This window comes from Pantoea rwandensis, from assembly GCF_002095475.1.
GTDB lineage: Bacteria > Pseudomonadota > Gammaproteobacteria > Enterobacterales > Enterobacteriaceae > Pantoea > Pantoea rwandensis.
Window position 1 is genome coordinate 108,510 of sequence record NZ_MLFR01000013.1, and the last position, 16,310, is coordinate 124,819.

13 protein-coding genes and 1 tRNA gene are annotated in these 16,310 nt (G+C 51.3%); 13 read left to right on the plus strand and 1 reads right to left on the minus strand.

Going from position 1 to position 16,310, the window contains the following annotated elements; translation table 11 throughout:
• Nucleotide 1: 1 nt before the first annotated feature.
• From HA51_RS14010 to HA51_RS14040, 7 genes are all read left to right on the plus strand, one after another.
• Nucleotides 2-1,129: a methionine ABC transporter ATP-binding protein gene (locus HA51_RS14010; RefSeq protein WP_084935191.1), complete on the plus strand. Its 1,128-nt coding sequence runs from the start codon at nt 2-4 to the stop codon at nt 1,127-1,129.
• Nucleotides 1,110-1,766 (plus strand): methionine ABC transporter permease, encoded by a 657-nt coding sequence (locus tag HA51_RS14015; protein ID WP_084935193.1) that lies wholly within the window; start codon nt 1,110-1,112, stop codon nt 1,764-1,766. Before HA51_RS14010 ends, HA51_RS14015 begins: the two co-directional genes overlap by 20 nt.
• Nucleotides 1,767-2,031: 265 nt before the next feature.
• Nucleotides 2,032-3,231, plus strand: coding sequence for a M20 family metallopeptidase (locus tag HA51_RS14020; protein WP_084935196.1), 1,200 nt, complete (start codon nt 2,032-2,034; stop codon nt 3,229-3,231).
• Between the two features lie 11 nt (nt 3,232-3,242).
• A complete protein-coding gene (locus tag HA51_RS14025) occupies nt 3,243-4,406 on the plus strand; it encodes an NtaA/DmoA family FMN-dependent monooxygenase (protein ID WP_245840215.1) in 1,164 nt (387 codons plus the stop codon).
• A gap of 308 nt (nt 4,407-4,714) precedes the next feature.
• Nucleotides 4,715-5,068: a type II toxin-antitoxin system RelE/ParE family toxin gene (locus HA51_RS14030; protein WP_084935199.1), complete on the plus strand. Its 354-nt coding sequence runs from the start codon at nt 4,715-4,717 to the stop codon at nt 5,066-5,068.
• 4 nt (nt 5,069-5,072) lie between these two features.
• Complete coding sequence (locus HA51_RS14035; protein WP_084935201.1) at nt 5,073-5,375, plus strand: helix-turn-helix domain-containing protein; 303 nt, start codon at nt 5,073-5,075, stop codon at nt 5,373-5,375.
• A gap of 824 nt (nt 5,376-6,199) precedes the next feature.
• Nucleotides 6,200-7,531 carry an MFS transporter gene (locus HA51_RS14040; RefSeq protein ID WP_084935204.1) on the plus strand — a complete coding sequence of 444 codons (1,332 nt, stop codon included), beginning with the start codon at nt 6,200-6,202 and terminating at the stop codon, nt 7,529-7,531.
• A 66-nt stretch (nt 7,532-7,597) separates the two neighbouring features.
• Here HA51_RS14040 and HA51_RS14045 read toward each other — a convergent pair.
• A tRNA-Asn gene (locus HA51_RS14045) sits at nt 7,598-7,673 on the minus strand.
• A gap of 507 nt (nt 7,674-8,180) precedes the next feature.
• Between HA51_RS14045 and HA51_RS14050 the strand changes: the two genes are divergently transcribed.
• The 6 genes from HA51_RS14050 (at nt 8,181) to HA51_RS14080 (ending at nt 16,120) form a co-directional block, all read left to right on the plus strand.
• Nucleotides 8,181-9,104 (plus strand): sugar ABC transporter substrate-binding protein, encoded by a 924-nt coding sequence (locus HA51_RS14050; RefSeq protein WP_084935206.1) that lies wholly within the window; start codon nt 8,181-8,183, stop codon nt 9,102-9,104.
• 32 nt (nt 9,105-9,136) lie between these two features.
• A complete protein-coding gene (locus tag HA51_RS14055; protein WP_084935209.1) occupies nt 9,137-10,621 on the plus strand; it encodes a sugar ABC transporter ATP-binding protein in 1,485 nt (494 codons plus the stop codon).
• Between the two features lie 14 nt (nt 10,622-10,635).
• Nucleotides 10,636-11,667, plus strand: coding sequence for an ABC transporter permease (locus tag HA51_RS14060; RefSeq protein WP_084935212.1), 1,032 nt, complete (start codon nt 10,636-10,638; stop codon nt 11,665-11,667).
• A 680-nt stretch (nt 11,668-12,347) separates the two neighbouring features.
• Nucleotides 12,348-13,265, plus strand: coding sequence for a nitrogen assimilation transcriptional regulator NAC (gene nac, locus HA51_RS14070; RefSeq protein WP_084935214.1), 918 nt, complete (start codon nt 12,348-12,350; stop codon nt 13,263-13,265).
• A gap of 171 nt (nt 13,266-13,436) precedes the next feature.
• Nucleotides 13,437-14,396 carry an HTH-type transcriptional regulator Cbl gene (gene cbl / locus HA51_RS14075; RefSeq protein WP_084935216.1) on the plus strand — a complete coding sequence of 320 codons (960 nt, stop codon included), beginning with the start codon at nt 13,437-13,439 and terminating at the stop codon, nt 14,394-14,396.
• A gap of 266 nt (nt 14,397-14,662) precedes the next feature.
• Nucleotides 14,663-16,120 carry an NAD-dependent succinate-semialdehyde dehydrogenase gene (locus tag HA51_RS14080; RefSeq protein ID WP_084935245.1) on the plus strand — a complete coding sequence of 486 codons (1,458 nt, stop codon included), beginning with the start codon at nt 14,663-14,665 and terminating at the stop codon, nt 16,118-16,120.
• Nucleotides 16,121-16,310: the final 190 nt, after the last annotated feature.

The following is a 16,310-nucleotide window of genomic DNA, read 5'->3' on the forward strand; positions in this document are numbered from 1 at the left end:
CATGACGATTTTCTCAGGAGCCGAAGCGCCGTTTAACGCGTTAACGCGCGGCGTAGTGGAGAATGCCCAAGATCGTGAGCGGCTGGCCCGCGAAAGCGGCAGGGTGGTGCGTTTGCAGGGCGTTTCCCGTCGGTTTGGCGAAACCCAGGCGCTGCGCAATATTTCACTGACAGTGCAGAAGGGCGAAATTCTTGGCCTGATTGGCCGCAGTGGCGCAGGCAAATCCACACTGATTCGCTGTTTAAATGGTCTGGAGCAACCTGACGAAGGCGTCATCGAAATCGAAGGCCGGGATATTACCGGCCTGTCGGAAAAACAGCTGCAAACCGTGCGAAGCCGTGTGGGCATGGTCTTCCAACACTTCAATCTGCTGTCAGCGAAAACGGTGGCGAAAAACGTGGCGCTGCCACTGAAAATTGCCGGTCTGGATAAAGTACAGCGTCAGCAGAGAGTGGCTGAACTGCTGGAACTGGTAGGGCTTAGCGATAAGGCGCAACACTACCCGGCGGCACTGTCCGGCGGACAGAAACAGCGTGTCGGCATTGCCCGTGCGCTGGCGGCAAGTCCAGCTTTGTTGCTGTGTGATGAGGCGACTTCTGCCCTCGATCCTGAGACCACCCGATCTATTCTGGCGCTGCTGACGTCTTTAAATAAGAGACTCGGCATTACGATCCTGCTTATCACCCATGAGATGGAAGTGATCAAATCGGTGGCACATCGTGTCGCGGTGATTAATGCTGGCGAGATCATCGAGCAAGGCCCGGTGTGGCAGGTGTTTGCCCATCCGCAGTCGGACCTGACGCGCACTTTACTACGTGGACTGCTGCCACAACTTCCGGACGCGATTGCAGCTCGCATCGATGAGCACAAGCAGGGAGAGGCCATCTACAGCGTGCATTATACTGGCGAGGATGCCCAGGGCGACTTGCTCACCCGCTTTGCTGCTGCGTTGCCGGGAAAATTTCGCCTGCTACAAGGCGGCATCGACCATATTCAGCACTATGCGATAGTGCGCTTTTTTATCGCGCTTCCGGCCGCTAACGCCGCCGATGAGCAACAGATTCTCAGCTGGCTGCGGACGCAGCAGGCGCAAGTGGAGTTAGTGGGTTATGTCTCCAGTGATGATTGATTTACTGCTCAATGCGTTAGGTGAGACCGTTTTGATGACCCTTATCAGCGGGCTGATTTCGCTGGTGGCAGGGTTGCCGCTGGGGTTAATTCTGGTGATGACCAGCGCGGGAGGCATTGCGGAACATCGTGGTGTGAATCGTGTACTGGGGCTGGTGATTAATGGTTTTCGTTCGCTGCCTTTCATTATTTTGTTGGTCGCGCTGATTCCCCTAACGCGTTTTCTGGTGGGCACCTCTTTGGGTACCTGGGCAGCCATTGTGCCGTTGTCGATTACCGCAACGCCTTATTTTGCCCGAGTGGCCGAAGTCTCACTGCGCGAGGTGGATCGTGGTTTGATTGATGCCGTTCGCGCGATGGGTGCCAGCAAGCTGCGCATCGTGTGGGATGTACTGGTTCCAGAGGCGCTGCCCGGCATTCTCTCTGGTTTTGTGGTGACGCTGGTCGCGCTGATTGGTGCCTCGGCGATGGCCGGTGCGATTGGTGCGGGTGGGCTTGGCGATTTGGCCATCCGCTATGGGTATCAACGTTTTGAAACCTCGGTGATGCTTGCGGTAATCGCCGTGTTGATCGTGCTGGTGTGCGGCATTCAGTGGCTGGGCGACCGGTTAGTACAGCGTATTGATAAGCGGCATTAGACTTCGTGCGGCGATACCGATTTAGAGGCGCTGCGTATCTTAACTGACGTCTTGCACATCAAGCATTTGTGGGGGGTGGCCTTAAGGCCGCCCGATACAGGCGCGCCCCTGCGAAATAACGCTAGCGGCGCAATTTATTGTGCGTTTTTGCCGTCAATCAGTTGTGCATTTTCCCGCAAACCTTATCACTATTTCGTTTTAAACATCAGCAGATAACGCGCATACAGTGATGGCAATGTCTTGCCATGATTCAGGAGAATCCGTTATGTCGCTGAACGTCCTTCAGCTCACGCTTGAAAACCATCTCGAACAACACAGCGCCTCGTATATTGCGGTGGCGAAGTCGATCTTTGCTAAGCCGGAAACCGGTAACAACGAATACTTTGCCAGTGAGCAGCTGACTCAGTTGCTTACTGAGCAGGGCTTTGAGGTGACGCGCAATGTTGCCGGCCATGAAACGGCATTTTACGCGGTGAAAACCAGCGGCAAACCGGGGCCGACCATCGCTTTTCTCGCAGAATATGATGCATTAATCGGCATAGGCCATGCCTGTGGTCATAACCTGATTGGTACCACCAGTGTTGCCGCGGCAATCAGCTTGTCACAGGTACTGGAACAAACCGGTGGCCGGGTCGTTGTGTTGGGTACACCCGCTGAAGAGGGTGGTTTAGCCGGTCCCGGTGGACCAAAAGGTAACGTTAAAAAACGCTTTGTTGAAGCCGGGCTACTCGACGAGGTTGATGTGGCACTGATGGTGCATCCCGCGGGAAAAACGCGTCTCACAGAATCCACTCTGGCGAACAATCATCTTTATTTCCATTTCTATGGCAAACCTTCGCACGCGGCTAGCGCGCCGCATGAAGGAATTAATGCCTTGGATGCGCTAGTGCTGCTCTATAACGGCATCAGCGTACTACGTCAGCAGTTGCCCGATGGGGTGCGGGTGCACGGCATTATCACGGATGGCGGTCAGGCGCCGAATGTGATCCCAGAATACGCCTCGGCGCATTACTACATCCGCGCCAATAGCCGCGAGGTGGTGGAGTCACTGGAACCTCGTCTGCGGGCCATTGCTGAGGGCGTGGCGCTGGCGACCGGCGCACGCGTGGAGATTGATCATCAAATCGGTCCGCGTGATTTCAAACTCAACCCAGCGCTGGACGCCCTGTTGCTGGAGGAGTTTAGCGCGGTGGGTGAACAGGTCGATGTGTCACCCCAAAAGAATAAAGTTTCAACGGATGCGGGAGACATCAGTCATGCGGTGCCGACTGCACATCCGTGGCTGAAAATCGGTCCCGACGATCTGATTTTTCACACGGTTCCCTTCCGCGAAGCGGCCAACTCTGAGCGAGGTTATCAAGCGTTATTGATCGGCGCTCGTGTACTGGCACGCACTGGACTTCGTTTGTTAAGCGATGCCGAGGCCCTTCACACCGTTAAAGCAGATTTTGCGCGTCAAGCCTAAAGGAGATTGCTGTGTCGCAAACCTATCGTAGAAAACTTAAAACCTTAGTGGGTGCCAGTAGTGTGATTTCAGCAGGCAATGACAGCCAGCCCGGCGTAGGCATCGCGCGTGCCGTTGAACTGGCGAAAATCGCCGAGCGTGAAAAAATCACGGGGTTATTTACTGCCGATCTGCTGCAAGCCGATCCTGCTGGTCTGGCGGGCACGACGGGAACGCAGGACCCGCTGATCGCTTTAGCTGCGTTGAGCCAAGTGACATCACAGATTGGCCTGATTGCTACGGTTAGCACCAGCTGGCTTCATCCCTATAATTTAGCGCGTCAGGTTGGCACGCTGGATCATATCAGTGGTGGGCGAGCGGGTTGGAATGCAGTGACCTCTTCGGTGGGTGAAGAAAACTTTGGTGAGAGCCAGCTACCCTCACCACAGGAGCGTTATGCCCGTGCGACAGAGTTTATTGAGGTGATGAATGCACTTTATGATGCGAACGATCGTGCCTCGGTGCAGCGCACCGCAAGCGGTGGTATTCGCGTCGATCACCGCAAACTGCATCCTATCAATTATCGTGGTGACTTTTTCCAGGTTGCTGGGCCGCTCAATGTGCCGCCACCGCCCCAGCGCCGTCCGGTGCAGTTTCAGGCTGGACAGTCCGAAGCCGGCGTGACGTTGGGTGCGCGCTATGCCGAAGTGATCTACACCTCACAGCCAACCTTCGAAGCGGCACAGGGCTTTGTGGCTGACGTACAGCAGCGTGCGCGTCGATTTGGCCGAGAACACAATCCTCCACTGATTATGAATTCGTTCCATTCCATCATTGGTGAGAGTGATGCAGATGTTGCCCGTCGGCTGCGTGATAAACATGAACGCATTAATTATCAGCAGGGTCGGTTACGTGTGGCAGATATGCTGGGTGGAGAGGTGGATCTCAGCGATGTTGCGCTCGACCAGCCATTACCTGCTGCGCTGATTCCGCAGTTGGAGCAGGTACATCGTCGTCAAGGTCGTGCCGCCATTTTCAGGCAGTATGCGCTGGAAGGACTGACCCTGCGCGAGCTTATTATTAAAGCGGAAGAGACAGGGCACTGGTTTGTCGCGGGTACGCCAGAGCAACTCGCAGATGCCATTGAACAGCGTTACCGAGCGGGTGTACTGGATGTGATCTCATTGCATGGCTAGGTAATCCTGACCAGCAAGACTTGCTGCTTAATGGACTGTTGCCGGAATTACGCCGCCGCGATCTGTTGGATAGCGATTACCAAGGCAGTGACTTCCGCAGCAGTCTGGAGTTGGCACCTCTGCCATCTGCCATAGATTGAGTTAACAAGCCTCACATAAGCCCGCTCAGGATGTTTGAGCGGGCTTTTTTTATTGGAATTCCGCTCCACAAATCATTCCTGAAGAAGTGCTTTACACGTTATGCCGCGCCACACTGGTTATCGCTTGCAACCTATATAGCATTTGACCTATATCAGTGAGGGAGTATTATGTGGCAGATAATAACGACGGACACTTTTGATCATTGGCTAGTCGGATTGGACGATACAGATCGCGCCTGTGTGCTCGCGTCTATGCTCGTTCTGCGCCAAATTGGTCCCGGATTGAGCAGGCCCTATGCGGACACCTTAAAAGGCTCTTGCTACAAAAATATGAAAGAGCTGCGGGTACAGAGCAAAGGGGATCCTATTCGAGTGTTTTACGCTTTTGATCCCTGCCGCAATGGCGTCGTGCTCTGTGCTGGTCATAAAGTTGGTAATGAGAAGCGATTTTATAAACAGATGATTCCTTTGGCGGATTTGGAATTTACCCATCATCTTAAGCGTGGCAAAACGAAGGGGTAATCTCATGGGCAGAACACTTGAAGATATTCTTGCAACAGAAAAACCTGAAGTGGTTGCAGATGCCAAAGGCATCGCGGCAGAAATCCTGTTGAATATTCACCTTGCTGAATTACGTGAACGCGTATGTAAAACACAGGTAGAAATGGCTCAAGCGTTAAGCGTTAAACAGCCGACGGTGGCAGGAATGGAAAAGCCTGGGCGAGACATTAAACTCTCCACACTCAAACGTTATGTTGAAGCCGCTGGTGGAAAACTTCGCCTGGATATCGAGCTTGCAGACGGGTCACATTTTGAGTTTGTTGTTTAGGATTTCTCGCTCACTTGTCAACCTATCGAACAAGTCCACTACTCTGATAATTCTTATCAGTTAGACATGTGGTGATAACGCAATAGGGTGTCGCTCAGGGGCTTGGGAGTCCTCACGCCGCTGACGCGCTGCCTTCACGCCATTATTTTTCCTTTCAGCCAACCCCTAGCCCCCTAAAAATGACCTTGGTTGTTAACTTTTTTGCATACATGAAAAATACAAAGGAAATACAAAAAAATAGTATAAAAGCACCAAGATAAAATATTAAATCATTAAATATCAGTTGGTTAATTAGTCATATCGCGTGAAATAATTTTCTAATTGATTTCTGAGAGTGATCACATTCTCGCAATATCGTGCGCTTGAGTGTATTTACAGCGCTGTGAAAGCAGCATAGTTTGAGCATGAAGTTAACCAACAAAGCACGTATTCAGAAAGATCGAACGCTGTGCTAAACCTGGTAACATATAGCGCGGAAAAATAATCAACCGCAAAGGTTGAGATGATTTAAATAGCGGAGTGAATACGCTCACGTCCGATCGAAAAATAGCGCGGTTAATTAGCTAAAAAAGATTACCGCATCGCAATTCATCATGCGGTGTGTTGGGAACGCTTACGCCTGAAAACTTGCTAGAGCAGGTAAACGCACGTGTTACATCAGGGATAGATAAGGCAACAACCTGTTGAATAAAACTATTCCGGAGAAGAATGCCCGTAATTTAATGACCTGAGCTTTTATTTCCAAATTCACGCTTACTGAATCACCTGTGATTCAGGCGGACAGCTGTACCCAAAAAAGATTAATTAACAGGAGATACCCTGCTATGAATAACAACAATATATCCATTGAAGATGTCCCCCTTAATAACTTTCACCAGTTAATGTCTCTACGCGCCGGTGGTGGCTGGATTCTTGATGGTTATGTACTGAGTATTATCGGTGTGGCTATTGTGCAATTTTCTCAGCATCTGCAACTGGATACCTTTTGGCAGGGTATGGTTGCCGCCTCAGCGATGCTTGGCACCTTCTGCAGTGGTTTTCTTGGTGGCTGGTTAACCGATATCGTCGGCCGTCGCCGCCTGTTTTTCGTCGGGCCTATTCTGTTTATCCTCGGGTCGGTTGGTACCTTCTGGGCAGAGTCGGCGATGATGCTGTTTTTACTGCGCTTCCTGGTGGGCGTGGGGGTAGGGCTGGAATATCCCGTTGCTGGCTCGCTGCTTACAGAGTTTTTGCCACAGAAACATCGCGGGAAACGTTTGGCAGGGCTAACCATTCTGTGGTTTGCCGGCGCTGCGCTGGCCTACATTGTCGGTAACGTGATTCTTTCAATTGGTGGTGATGCTGCCTGGCGTCTGGTGTTGGCCAGCCCTGCCGTGCTCGGTGTCCTGCTCTTCGTTCTACGTTTAGGCACACCGGAGTCACCGCGCTGGTTAATCAGCAAAGGACGTTTCACCGAAGCCGAGCAGATCATTAAGAAAGTGTATGGTCCGGAATTTTCACTGAAAAACGTTCCGGCAGAATCCGCTGAGGCAAAAGTTTCGCTGAAAGATTTGGTTCGCTCTGGCTACGGTAAACGCATGTTGTTTGTTTCGGTGTTCTGGAGTGCAGCCGTGGTACCGATGTTTGCGGTTTACTCTTTCGCTCCTGTGGTGCTGAAAGCGTTGAATTTGGATGGTGAGTGGGCTTCGCTCGGTTCCATTGCGATTACCTTACTGTTTGTGGTGGGCTGTATTGGTGCGACGCGTTTGATTGACAGCATGGGGCGCCGCCGTTTAATCATTCATAGCTTCTTATGGTCAAGTCTTGCTCTGTTAGCGCTGGGGATGTTCTCACACGGCTCAGAAATGTTGGTACTGGTGATGTTTGGTGCTTATGCGGTGTTTATTGGTGGAGCGCAGGTGCTGGAGCTGGTTTATCCAAACGAGTTGTTCCCGACGGAAGTGCGTGCCTTTGCGGTAGGCATGGGGTCATCAATGTCGCGCATTGGTTCTGCAGCAGGTACCTGGCTGGTGCCGATTTCTCTGCAAAGCCTGGGCATTGAATACACTATGTATGCTGCTGCGATTGTATCCTTTATAGGTTTGCTGGTGTCGGTATGGTTGGCACCGGAAACGCGCAACATGACACTGGATCAGGCGGCTTCTCTGGCACGTTAATATAAAGAAGACATTTCCAGAATGACAAAAGCCCGCTCAGGGAAACCTGAGCGGGCTTTTTAAATTTGGCTCCTCTGACTGGACTCGAACCAGTGACATACGGATTAACAGTCCGCCGTTCTACCGACTGAACTACAGAGGAATCGTGTGAACGAGGCGCATATTAGCGATGACGATCCTCGTTGTCAAAGCCCGATCGCACACTTCTGGTTTAAGTGCACGTAAAAGCAGCGGAATGGTGCTTTTCTGCCTTGAATGTTCAGATTTCAAACTGCCAACAAGATCTCACTTTAAACGCAATTCCTTTGAGATGTTAGAGGCGTGTCAAAGTTTTGTTATTTGCCGATTTTAAAACAATCATTTCAGTGCTTTTATGATGAAAATTTCAAATGATGATCAGATGAAATAAATGAACTGCTTATCATCACCTGCGGAACAAGATTCAAAAGCTGAAACGTCATTTTGAAAATAACTTGTTGATAAGAAACAGTTTTCAATAAGGAGTTGTACTGAACAGATAGCGTTAGACCAGAAATCTTACCTCTACAACCAGATAAATAACGCCAGCGACGTTGAGTGAATGTAAAAAATATTTTTCATTCGTCGTATCAGCCAACCTGAGCTTGTTAACAAATAAGAAGGGTGACCTATGAAATTCAAAAAAGCGTTAGTGACTTCCCTTATAGCTTGCATGTTACCTGCCGCAGTGATGGCAAAAGACCTTCAGGTGGGCGTTTCAATGGCGCTGTTTGACGACAACTTCCTGACCATTCTGCGTACGGCTATGCAGAAAGAGATGACTAAAGATGGCGTGCAAGGGCAGGTTGAAGACGCGAAAGGTGACGTTTCACAGCAGCTGCAGCAGATTCAGAACTTCATCGGTCAGGGCGTAGACGCCATCATCGTTAACCCGGTGGACACCAATGCCGTTAAACCGTTAGTGGACGCGGCGAAAAAAGCCGGTGTGCCGTTGATCTTTGTTAACCGCAAACCGGCAGGTGAATTGACCGACAAAATGGCTTACGTCGGTTCTGACTCTGAGCTGGCGGGCCGTCTGCAAATGGAAGCGTTGGCAAAAGCGATGAACGGCAAAGGCAACGTCGCCATTCTGATGGGCGACTTGGCTAACGAATCAACCCGTGACCGTACCAAAGGTGTTGAAGCGGTCGTCGCTAAATATCCAGGCATCAAAGTTGTTCAGAAGCAGACTGCGAAATTCACCCGTAACGACGCGGTGGACGTGGTGAGTAACTGGATGACAGCAGGCGATGATATTCAGGCCATTGCTTCAAATAACGATGAAATGGCTATCGGTGCGTTGCAGGCGCTGGGTAAAAACCCGAACCATATCCTGATTGCCGGTGTGGATGGTACGCCAGATGCCTTACAGATGCTGAAGAACGGAAAAATGGTTGCGACCGTGTTCCAGGATGCGAAAGGACAAGGCGAAGGTGCGGTTCAGGCCGCAGTGAAACTGGCGAAGGGTGAAAAAGTTGAGAAGGTTATCAACATTCCTTACCAGTTGATCACTAAAGACAACATGGCTCAGTTCGAATCCCGTAACCAGAAATAATTGTTCCCGACTTAGCCGTACGGAGGTGATGTATGACCGCATTTGCGCTTGAAGCCGAAGGCATCAGCAAGTTCTTCCCTGGAGTGAAGGCACTCGACAATGTCTCACTACGCATTAAACCGGGGTCGGTACATGCCCTGATGGGTGAAAATGGCGCGGGTAAATCCACTTTAATGAAATGCCTTATTGGGATGTATCGTCCCGATAAGGGCACCATTCGCATTAAAGGGGAGCCGGTGCAGTTCCAGGACACCATGGACGCGTTGCGTTCGGGGATCTCAATGATCCACCAGGAACTGAATTTGGTGCCTTATATGACCGTGGCCGAGAACATCTGGCTCGGCCGCGAACCGATGAAGTACGGCTTTGTTGATCACGGAAAACTTAACAAGCAAACGCAAGAACTGCTCAACAGATTAAACATCCGCTTAAAAGCAGACCGGATGGTGGGTGAGCTCAGTATTGCTGCCCAGCAAATGGTCGAAATCGCCAAAGCGGTGTCATGGAACTCCGACATCGTGATCATGGATGAACCGACCTCGGCACTGACGGAAACCGAAGTGGCGCATCTGTTCACCATCATTCGTGACCTGCGTGAGCAGGGGAAAGCCATCATCTATATCAGCCATAAGATGGATGAGATCTTTACGATTACCGATGAGATCAGCATTTTCCGTGACGGCACTTGGGTGGGGAGCAACAACACCTCCGAGTTTACTCGCCAGTCGCTCATCACCCAGATGGTGGGTCGTGAACTGACGCAACTGTTCCCGAAATTCAATGGTGAGATTGGGGCAGACGTACTGACGGTGCGTAATCTGACCTGCAAAGATCGTTTTACCGACATTAACTTCACGGTGCGCAAGGGTGAAATCTTGGGTGTAGCAGGTTTAGTGGGTGCCGGACGCAGTGAAGTGATGGAAAGCTTATTCGGGATGGAAAGCTTCGACAGCGGGGAAGTGCTGATCGATGGTGTGCCAGTCAAAATCGATTCGCCCTCAACGGCGATTGAGAAGGGCATGGCGTTCCTGACTGAAGACCGTAAAAAGTCCGGGCTGTTTCTGGTGTTATCGGTGATGGAGAACATGAGTATCGTCAACATGCCAGATTATGTCAGCAAAGCGGGATTCGTTAGCCACATGAAGATGGCACAGGACTGCATGGAGCAGATCCGCAAACTCAATATTAAAACGCCGACCATGGATCAGATCATCAATAACCTCAGCGGCGGTAATCAGCAGAAGGTGCTGATTGCGCGTTGGCTGCTGGCGCAACCGAAGATCCTAATCCTCGATGAACCGACGCGCGGTATTGACGTCGGGGCAAAAGCCGAGATTTACCGCTTAATTAGCGAACTGGCCAACCGAGGCGTCGCCATCATTATGGTGTCGTCTGAGTTGCCGGAAATTCTGGGCATGAGCGACCGCGTGATGGTTATGCACGGCGGACGTATAACTGGCATCCTCGATAAAGAAGAGGCCAATCAGGAAACCATTTTGTCGTTGGCATCTGAGTGAGGCGCGAGACATCTATGAGTAACGTAAAAATTACGGCCCCGCAGGCCGCAGAATCTAGCTCTTTCTTTGGCAATCTGCGCCATAAGTTGCCGAAGGACACGGGCATCTTTGTGGTGATGTTAGGCATTGCACTGATTTTTGAAATTGCAGGTTGGTACGTACGTGACCAGTCATTCCTGCTCAACACCAACCGTTTAGTTCTGATTGTTTTACAGGTCGCGATTATCGGCATCATTGCCGTGGGGGTGACACAAGTCATCATCACCACGGGTATTGATCTGTCATCCGGCTCAGTCATTGCGTTAACTGCGGTGGTCGCAGCCAGTCTGGCACAAACCTCCGATAGCCTGACGCCGATGTATCCATCACTGGTTAACTTACCTGCCGTGATTCCGATTGTGGCCGGCATTGGTGTGGGTTTGCTGTGTGGTTTGATGAACGGTTTCCTGATTACCAAAACCGGTATTCCTCCTTTTATTGCTACCCTGGGGATGATGGTGTCCGCGCGTGGTCTGGCGCAGTATTACACCCAAGGTAACCCAATCAGCTTCTTGTCCGATGGTTTCACCTCTATCGGTCAGGGTGCGATGCCGGTGATTATCTTCTTGGTGGTGGCTTTCCTGTTCCACATTGCGCTGAAGCACACCCGCTATGGCAAATACGTCTACGCCATTGGTGGCAACATGACGTCTGCCAAGGTCTCAGGCATTAACGTTAACAAGTATCTGATTATCGTTTATACCATCGCAGGTGCGCTGTCTGGCTTGGCGGGTGTGGTGTTAGCAGCCCGCGTCAGCAGTGGCCAGTCGAGTATGGGTGTGGCGTATGAACTGGATGCCATTGCCGCCGCAGTTATCGGTGGTAGCAGCCTGATGGGTGGCGTCGGTCGCATCACTGGCACACTGATTGGTGCAGTGATTCTGGGTCTGATTAAGAGCGGATTCACCTTCGTGGGTGTCGATGCCTACGTGCAGGACATCATTAAAGGCATGATCATCGTCGCTGCAGTGTCCATCGATATGCACCGCAACCGCAAAAAACGCTGATACGCGTCGTCCTTCGCGCTGTAACTGCGTTTGCTACGCTTGTTCACCCCGGTCACATAGTGGCCTATGCTCCCGGGGATGAACAATCTTGCCGCCTTGTTACAGCGCGAATGACTTAGCGTATCTGCTCCGAGTAGGTTGTAAACTTTTCATTTTTTACGGATGACACGTTCACCAGTTATCTGTGCTCTCAGATCTAAACGGCCTTTCAGCTTTGTTACAGCGCGAATGACTTAGCGTATCGCCTTGAGCGTGTTGGAATCAAAACTCCGCCTATTGAGTTCTGTCTCATTTTAGCTGCCTATCCTCACAATAAGTTTTCCCGCTGGTTGATCCTGCTCCTTTCCCCGCGTTTGCTTTCGTTCTGACCGTATTTGGTCACTTTCAGCGACTTCTGCACCATCTCGACGCTTGGGGTCATCACTTTTTTGCACATCTGCCACGCAATTTGCGCACCATGGTGGTGCGTTCTGATTCGTTTTTAATCACTCTGTGTCATGTGCTCAGCTTATTAACTCTTAAGAGGTAATCAGAAAGGCTTATTTTTCGTGCCGTTAGGAATATTCTGGACCTGTTTTTTTATACTCCGAATAAACCTGGCCTGCATATTGCAACTCTATGAACACAAGCCAGCAGGCTCAAACACCCAAACGGGTTATTCGGGGATTGACGGAGGCAATATGAATTTAAGACGACTGAAGTACTTTGTAAAAATCGTCGATATCGGCAGCCTGACTCAGGCAGCAGAAGTGTTGCACATCGCGCAGCCTGCGCTTAGCCAGCAGGTTGCTACGCTGGAAAACGAACTTGATCAGCAGCTGCTGATCCGCACCAAACGTGGTGTGACACCAACCGAAGCCGGTAAAATTCTCTATGCTCACGCTCGGACTATCTTACGTCAGTGTGAGCAGGCACAAACCGCTGTGATCAACGCGGGCCAGGCGTTAAATGGACAGGTGTCGATTGGTCTGGCCCCGGGCACAGCCGCTTCTTCGCTGACGATGCCGCTGTTGCAAACGGTGCGTGAACAATTCCCCGATGTGCTGGTGTATCTCCACGAGAACAGTGGTACGTCACTGAACGAAAAAGTGATGAATGGCCAGCTGGATATGGCGGTGTTATATGATCGCGCACCGACGGCAGGCATCAATAGCATTCCACTGATGAAAGAAGAGCTGTATCTGGTCGGTGCCACAGCCTGCCCTGGTGCCACCGTTGATTTAGCGGAGGTGGCCCAGATGAATCTGTTCCTGCCGCGTGACTACAGCGCAGTGCGTAAACGTGTTGATGAAGCATTCTCGTTGCGCCGTTTGAGCGCGAAGATTATTGGTGAGATTGAGTCAATCTCAACGCTGACGGCGGCCGTTGCCAGCGGTATGGGTGTCACTGTTCTGCCGGAATCCGCTGCACGTGCATTGGTTAGCTCCACCCATGCGTGGATGGCACGCATTAACAGCCCATCGCTTAACCTGCCCTTATCACTCAACATTTCAGCGCGTCTGCCGCTGTCGCCTTCTGCTCAGGCAGTGAAAAATATTCTGCTGTCGTTGCTAAACAAGCCAGTGGCAGAAGAGCGTGAATTGATGTTAGTGGGTTAACGTTCTTCCCCGCAGCTTAACCCTCTCCTGAGCGGGAGAGGGGACCCATCCCGCTAGACTCACTTGCCCACCTTATTACTATTACGCATAACACACCGTTTTTTATTATTTCCTGCAATCACACCAACTTCATAACATGGATGAAACAAGGCAGGAAACAGGAGAAAGGGTGTGAATTTCCAGCAACTTAAAATTATACGCGAAGCGGCACGTTGCGAATTCAACCTGACAGAAGTGGCGAACACGCTGTTTACCTCACAATCTGGGGTTAGCCGCCATATTCGTGATCTGGAAGATGAACTCGGCGTCGAAATCTTTATTCGTCGCGGTAAGCGGCTGTTGGGTATGACTGAACCGGGCAAGGCGCTGTTGACCATTGCTGAACGCATTCTGGATGAAGCCGGCAAAGTACGTCGTCTGGCGGATGTGTTTACCAATGAAACCAGCGGTGTATTGACGATTGCAACCACGCACACCCAGGCTCGTTACAGCTTACCTCGTGTGATTAAAGCGTTTCGTCAGCTCTATCCGAACGTTCGTCTGGAGCTGAATCAGGGATCGCCACAAGAGATTGTGACCATGTTGTTGGCGGGTGAAGCAGACATTGGCATTGCTTCCGAACAGTTGGTGAATAACAGCAGTCTCGCTGCGTTTCCGTGGTTTAGCTGGCATCACTCCTTGCTGGTACCGCACGAGCATGAACTTTTACAGCATCAACCCGTCACGCTGGCCAGTCTGAGCCGCCATCCATTAATTACCTATCGTCAGGGCATTACTGGGCGATCTCGCGTGGACCGGGCATTTCAGGCAGCGGGTATAAAACCGGATATTGTGCTCAGCGCGCAGGATTCAGATGTGGTGAAAACCTATGTTGAGTTGGGTCTTGGCGTCGGCATCCTGGCTGACCAGGCGTGTGACATCTATGAAGGTGAAGATTTGGTGAAAATCGACACCCACCATCTGTTTGATGCCAATACGGTATGGTTGGGATTGAAGCGCGGCCAGCTTCAGCGCAATTATGTATGGCAGTTCCTTGAGTTATGTAATGCAAATCTGTCGCTGGAGGAGATTAAACGTCAGGCGCTCTCTTATGAAGCGGAAGATGAACCGGCCATCGATTTCCAGATTTAACCTCTCAGGTCGCCATGAATGGTGACCCTACATTTCCCCGTAGGGTGCGCATTCATGCGCACCTGGCCACAAACCTCACCGTAATTGATGACGCATTCATGCGCCCCTGGCAACAAACCTCACCGTAAACGATGACGCATTCGGTGCAGCATAAAATTTCTTTTGTCGCCCTAAAACGCATCCCAGCCCAGTTTCCACCTCGTAGAAAAACATCCTGCACTGCTGTGCCACGTTACAGTGAAATGAACAGGATAAAGGGGATGAAAATGTCGCGAATTCAATTAAGAGATGCAGAACTGTTGCGCCAACAGGCGCTGTTTGGTGGACGCTGGCAGGACGCCCATGCGGGGGCCACGCTGCCGGTCATCGATCCATCCACTCAACAACAAATTGCTACTATTCCTGCACTGGGTGCAGCCGAAACCGAACAGGCAATAGATTATGCCGAATCGGTGCGTGCCAGTTGGGGGAAAACCCCCAATGCCACGCGTGCAGCTCTGCTGGATAAGTGGCATCAGCTGATTATCGATAACGCGGATGATCTGGCGATCATTATGACCGCAGAGCAGGGAAAACCTTTAGCCGAAGCGAAGGGCGAAGTGCTCTACGGTGCCAGCTTTGTGAAATGGTTCGCCGAGGAAGCACGTCGCATCTATGGTGATACCATTCCTGCACCCAGCGAAGATCGCCGTATTTTAGTATTGAAGCAACCGGTCGGGGTTGCGGCGGCGATAACGCCGTGGAATTTCCCCATTGCGATGATCACCCGCAAGGTGGCTCCGGCACTGGCCGCAGGTTGCCCGATTATCGTCAAGCCCTCCGAACTGACACCGCTTTCCGCCTTGGCTCTGGCGGTACTGGCCGAACGTGCTGGCTTCCCATCCGGGGTCGTGCAGGTGCTTACCGGTTTACCGACGGAAATTGGCAGCACCCTGACCGCCAGCCGCACGGTGCGTAAAATTTCATTCACCGGTTCAACCCGCGTAGGACAGTTGTTGATGCAGCAGAGCGCCGACAGCATCAAGCGTCTCAGCCTGGAACTGGGCGGTAACGCCCCCCTAATCGTGTTTGATGATGCCGATCTGGATGTCACGATTCCCGGCGTGATGGCGAGTAAATTCCGCAATGCTGGACAAACCTGTGTCTGTGCCAACCGCATTTTGGTGCAACGCGGTATTTATGAGCGTTTCAGCGAGAAACTCCTTGAGGCAGTGGCAACCCTTAAAGTAGGGGATGGCTTTGAACCCAGTAGTACGATTGGGCCATTGATCAACGATCGCGCTGTCGAGAAGGTGAACAGCCATATCGATGATGCGCTAAGCCAGGGGGCGACCTTGCTGCGTGGGGGGATCAGTGCACCGAACGGCACGTTTGTCGAGCCGACCGTGTTAGGTAATGTCACCAGCAGTATGCGTATTGCGCATGAAGAAACCTTCGGTCCGGTCGCACCGCTTTTTGTCTTCGATACGGAAGAGGAAGCGATACGCATGGCGAATGATACGCCGTATGGATTAGGTGCTTATTTCTTTACGGAGAATATACGTCGAGCCTGGCGTGTGGCGGAATCATTAGAATTTGGCATGGTAGGTTTTAATACTGGCGCGATATCGTTGGATGCGGCACCTTTTGGCGGAATTAAATTATCCGGATTAGGACGTGAAGGTTCGCGCTATGGAATTGAAGAGTATCTTGAGCAGAAAACGTTTCATATTGGCAGTCTGTGAATGCAGTAACGCGCGTTAAATCGTGTCGCTACAAATAGGTAGCGGCACAATTCATTGCGCATAATGACATTCTTCATCAATTTCCTAATCAGCGCCGGTAGCCTCAGGTTCCCGGCGCTGTTTTATTTTGTGCGCGCCGTCATACTTTTCCCGCTCATCCCCGTTTTAGTGCAAGTTTCGTGCGAGTTGC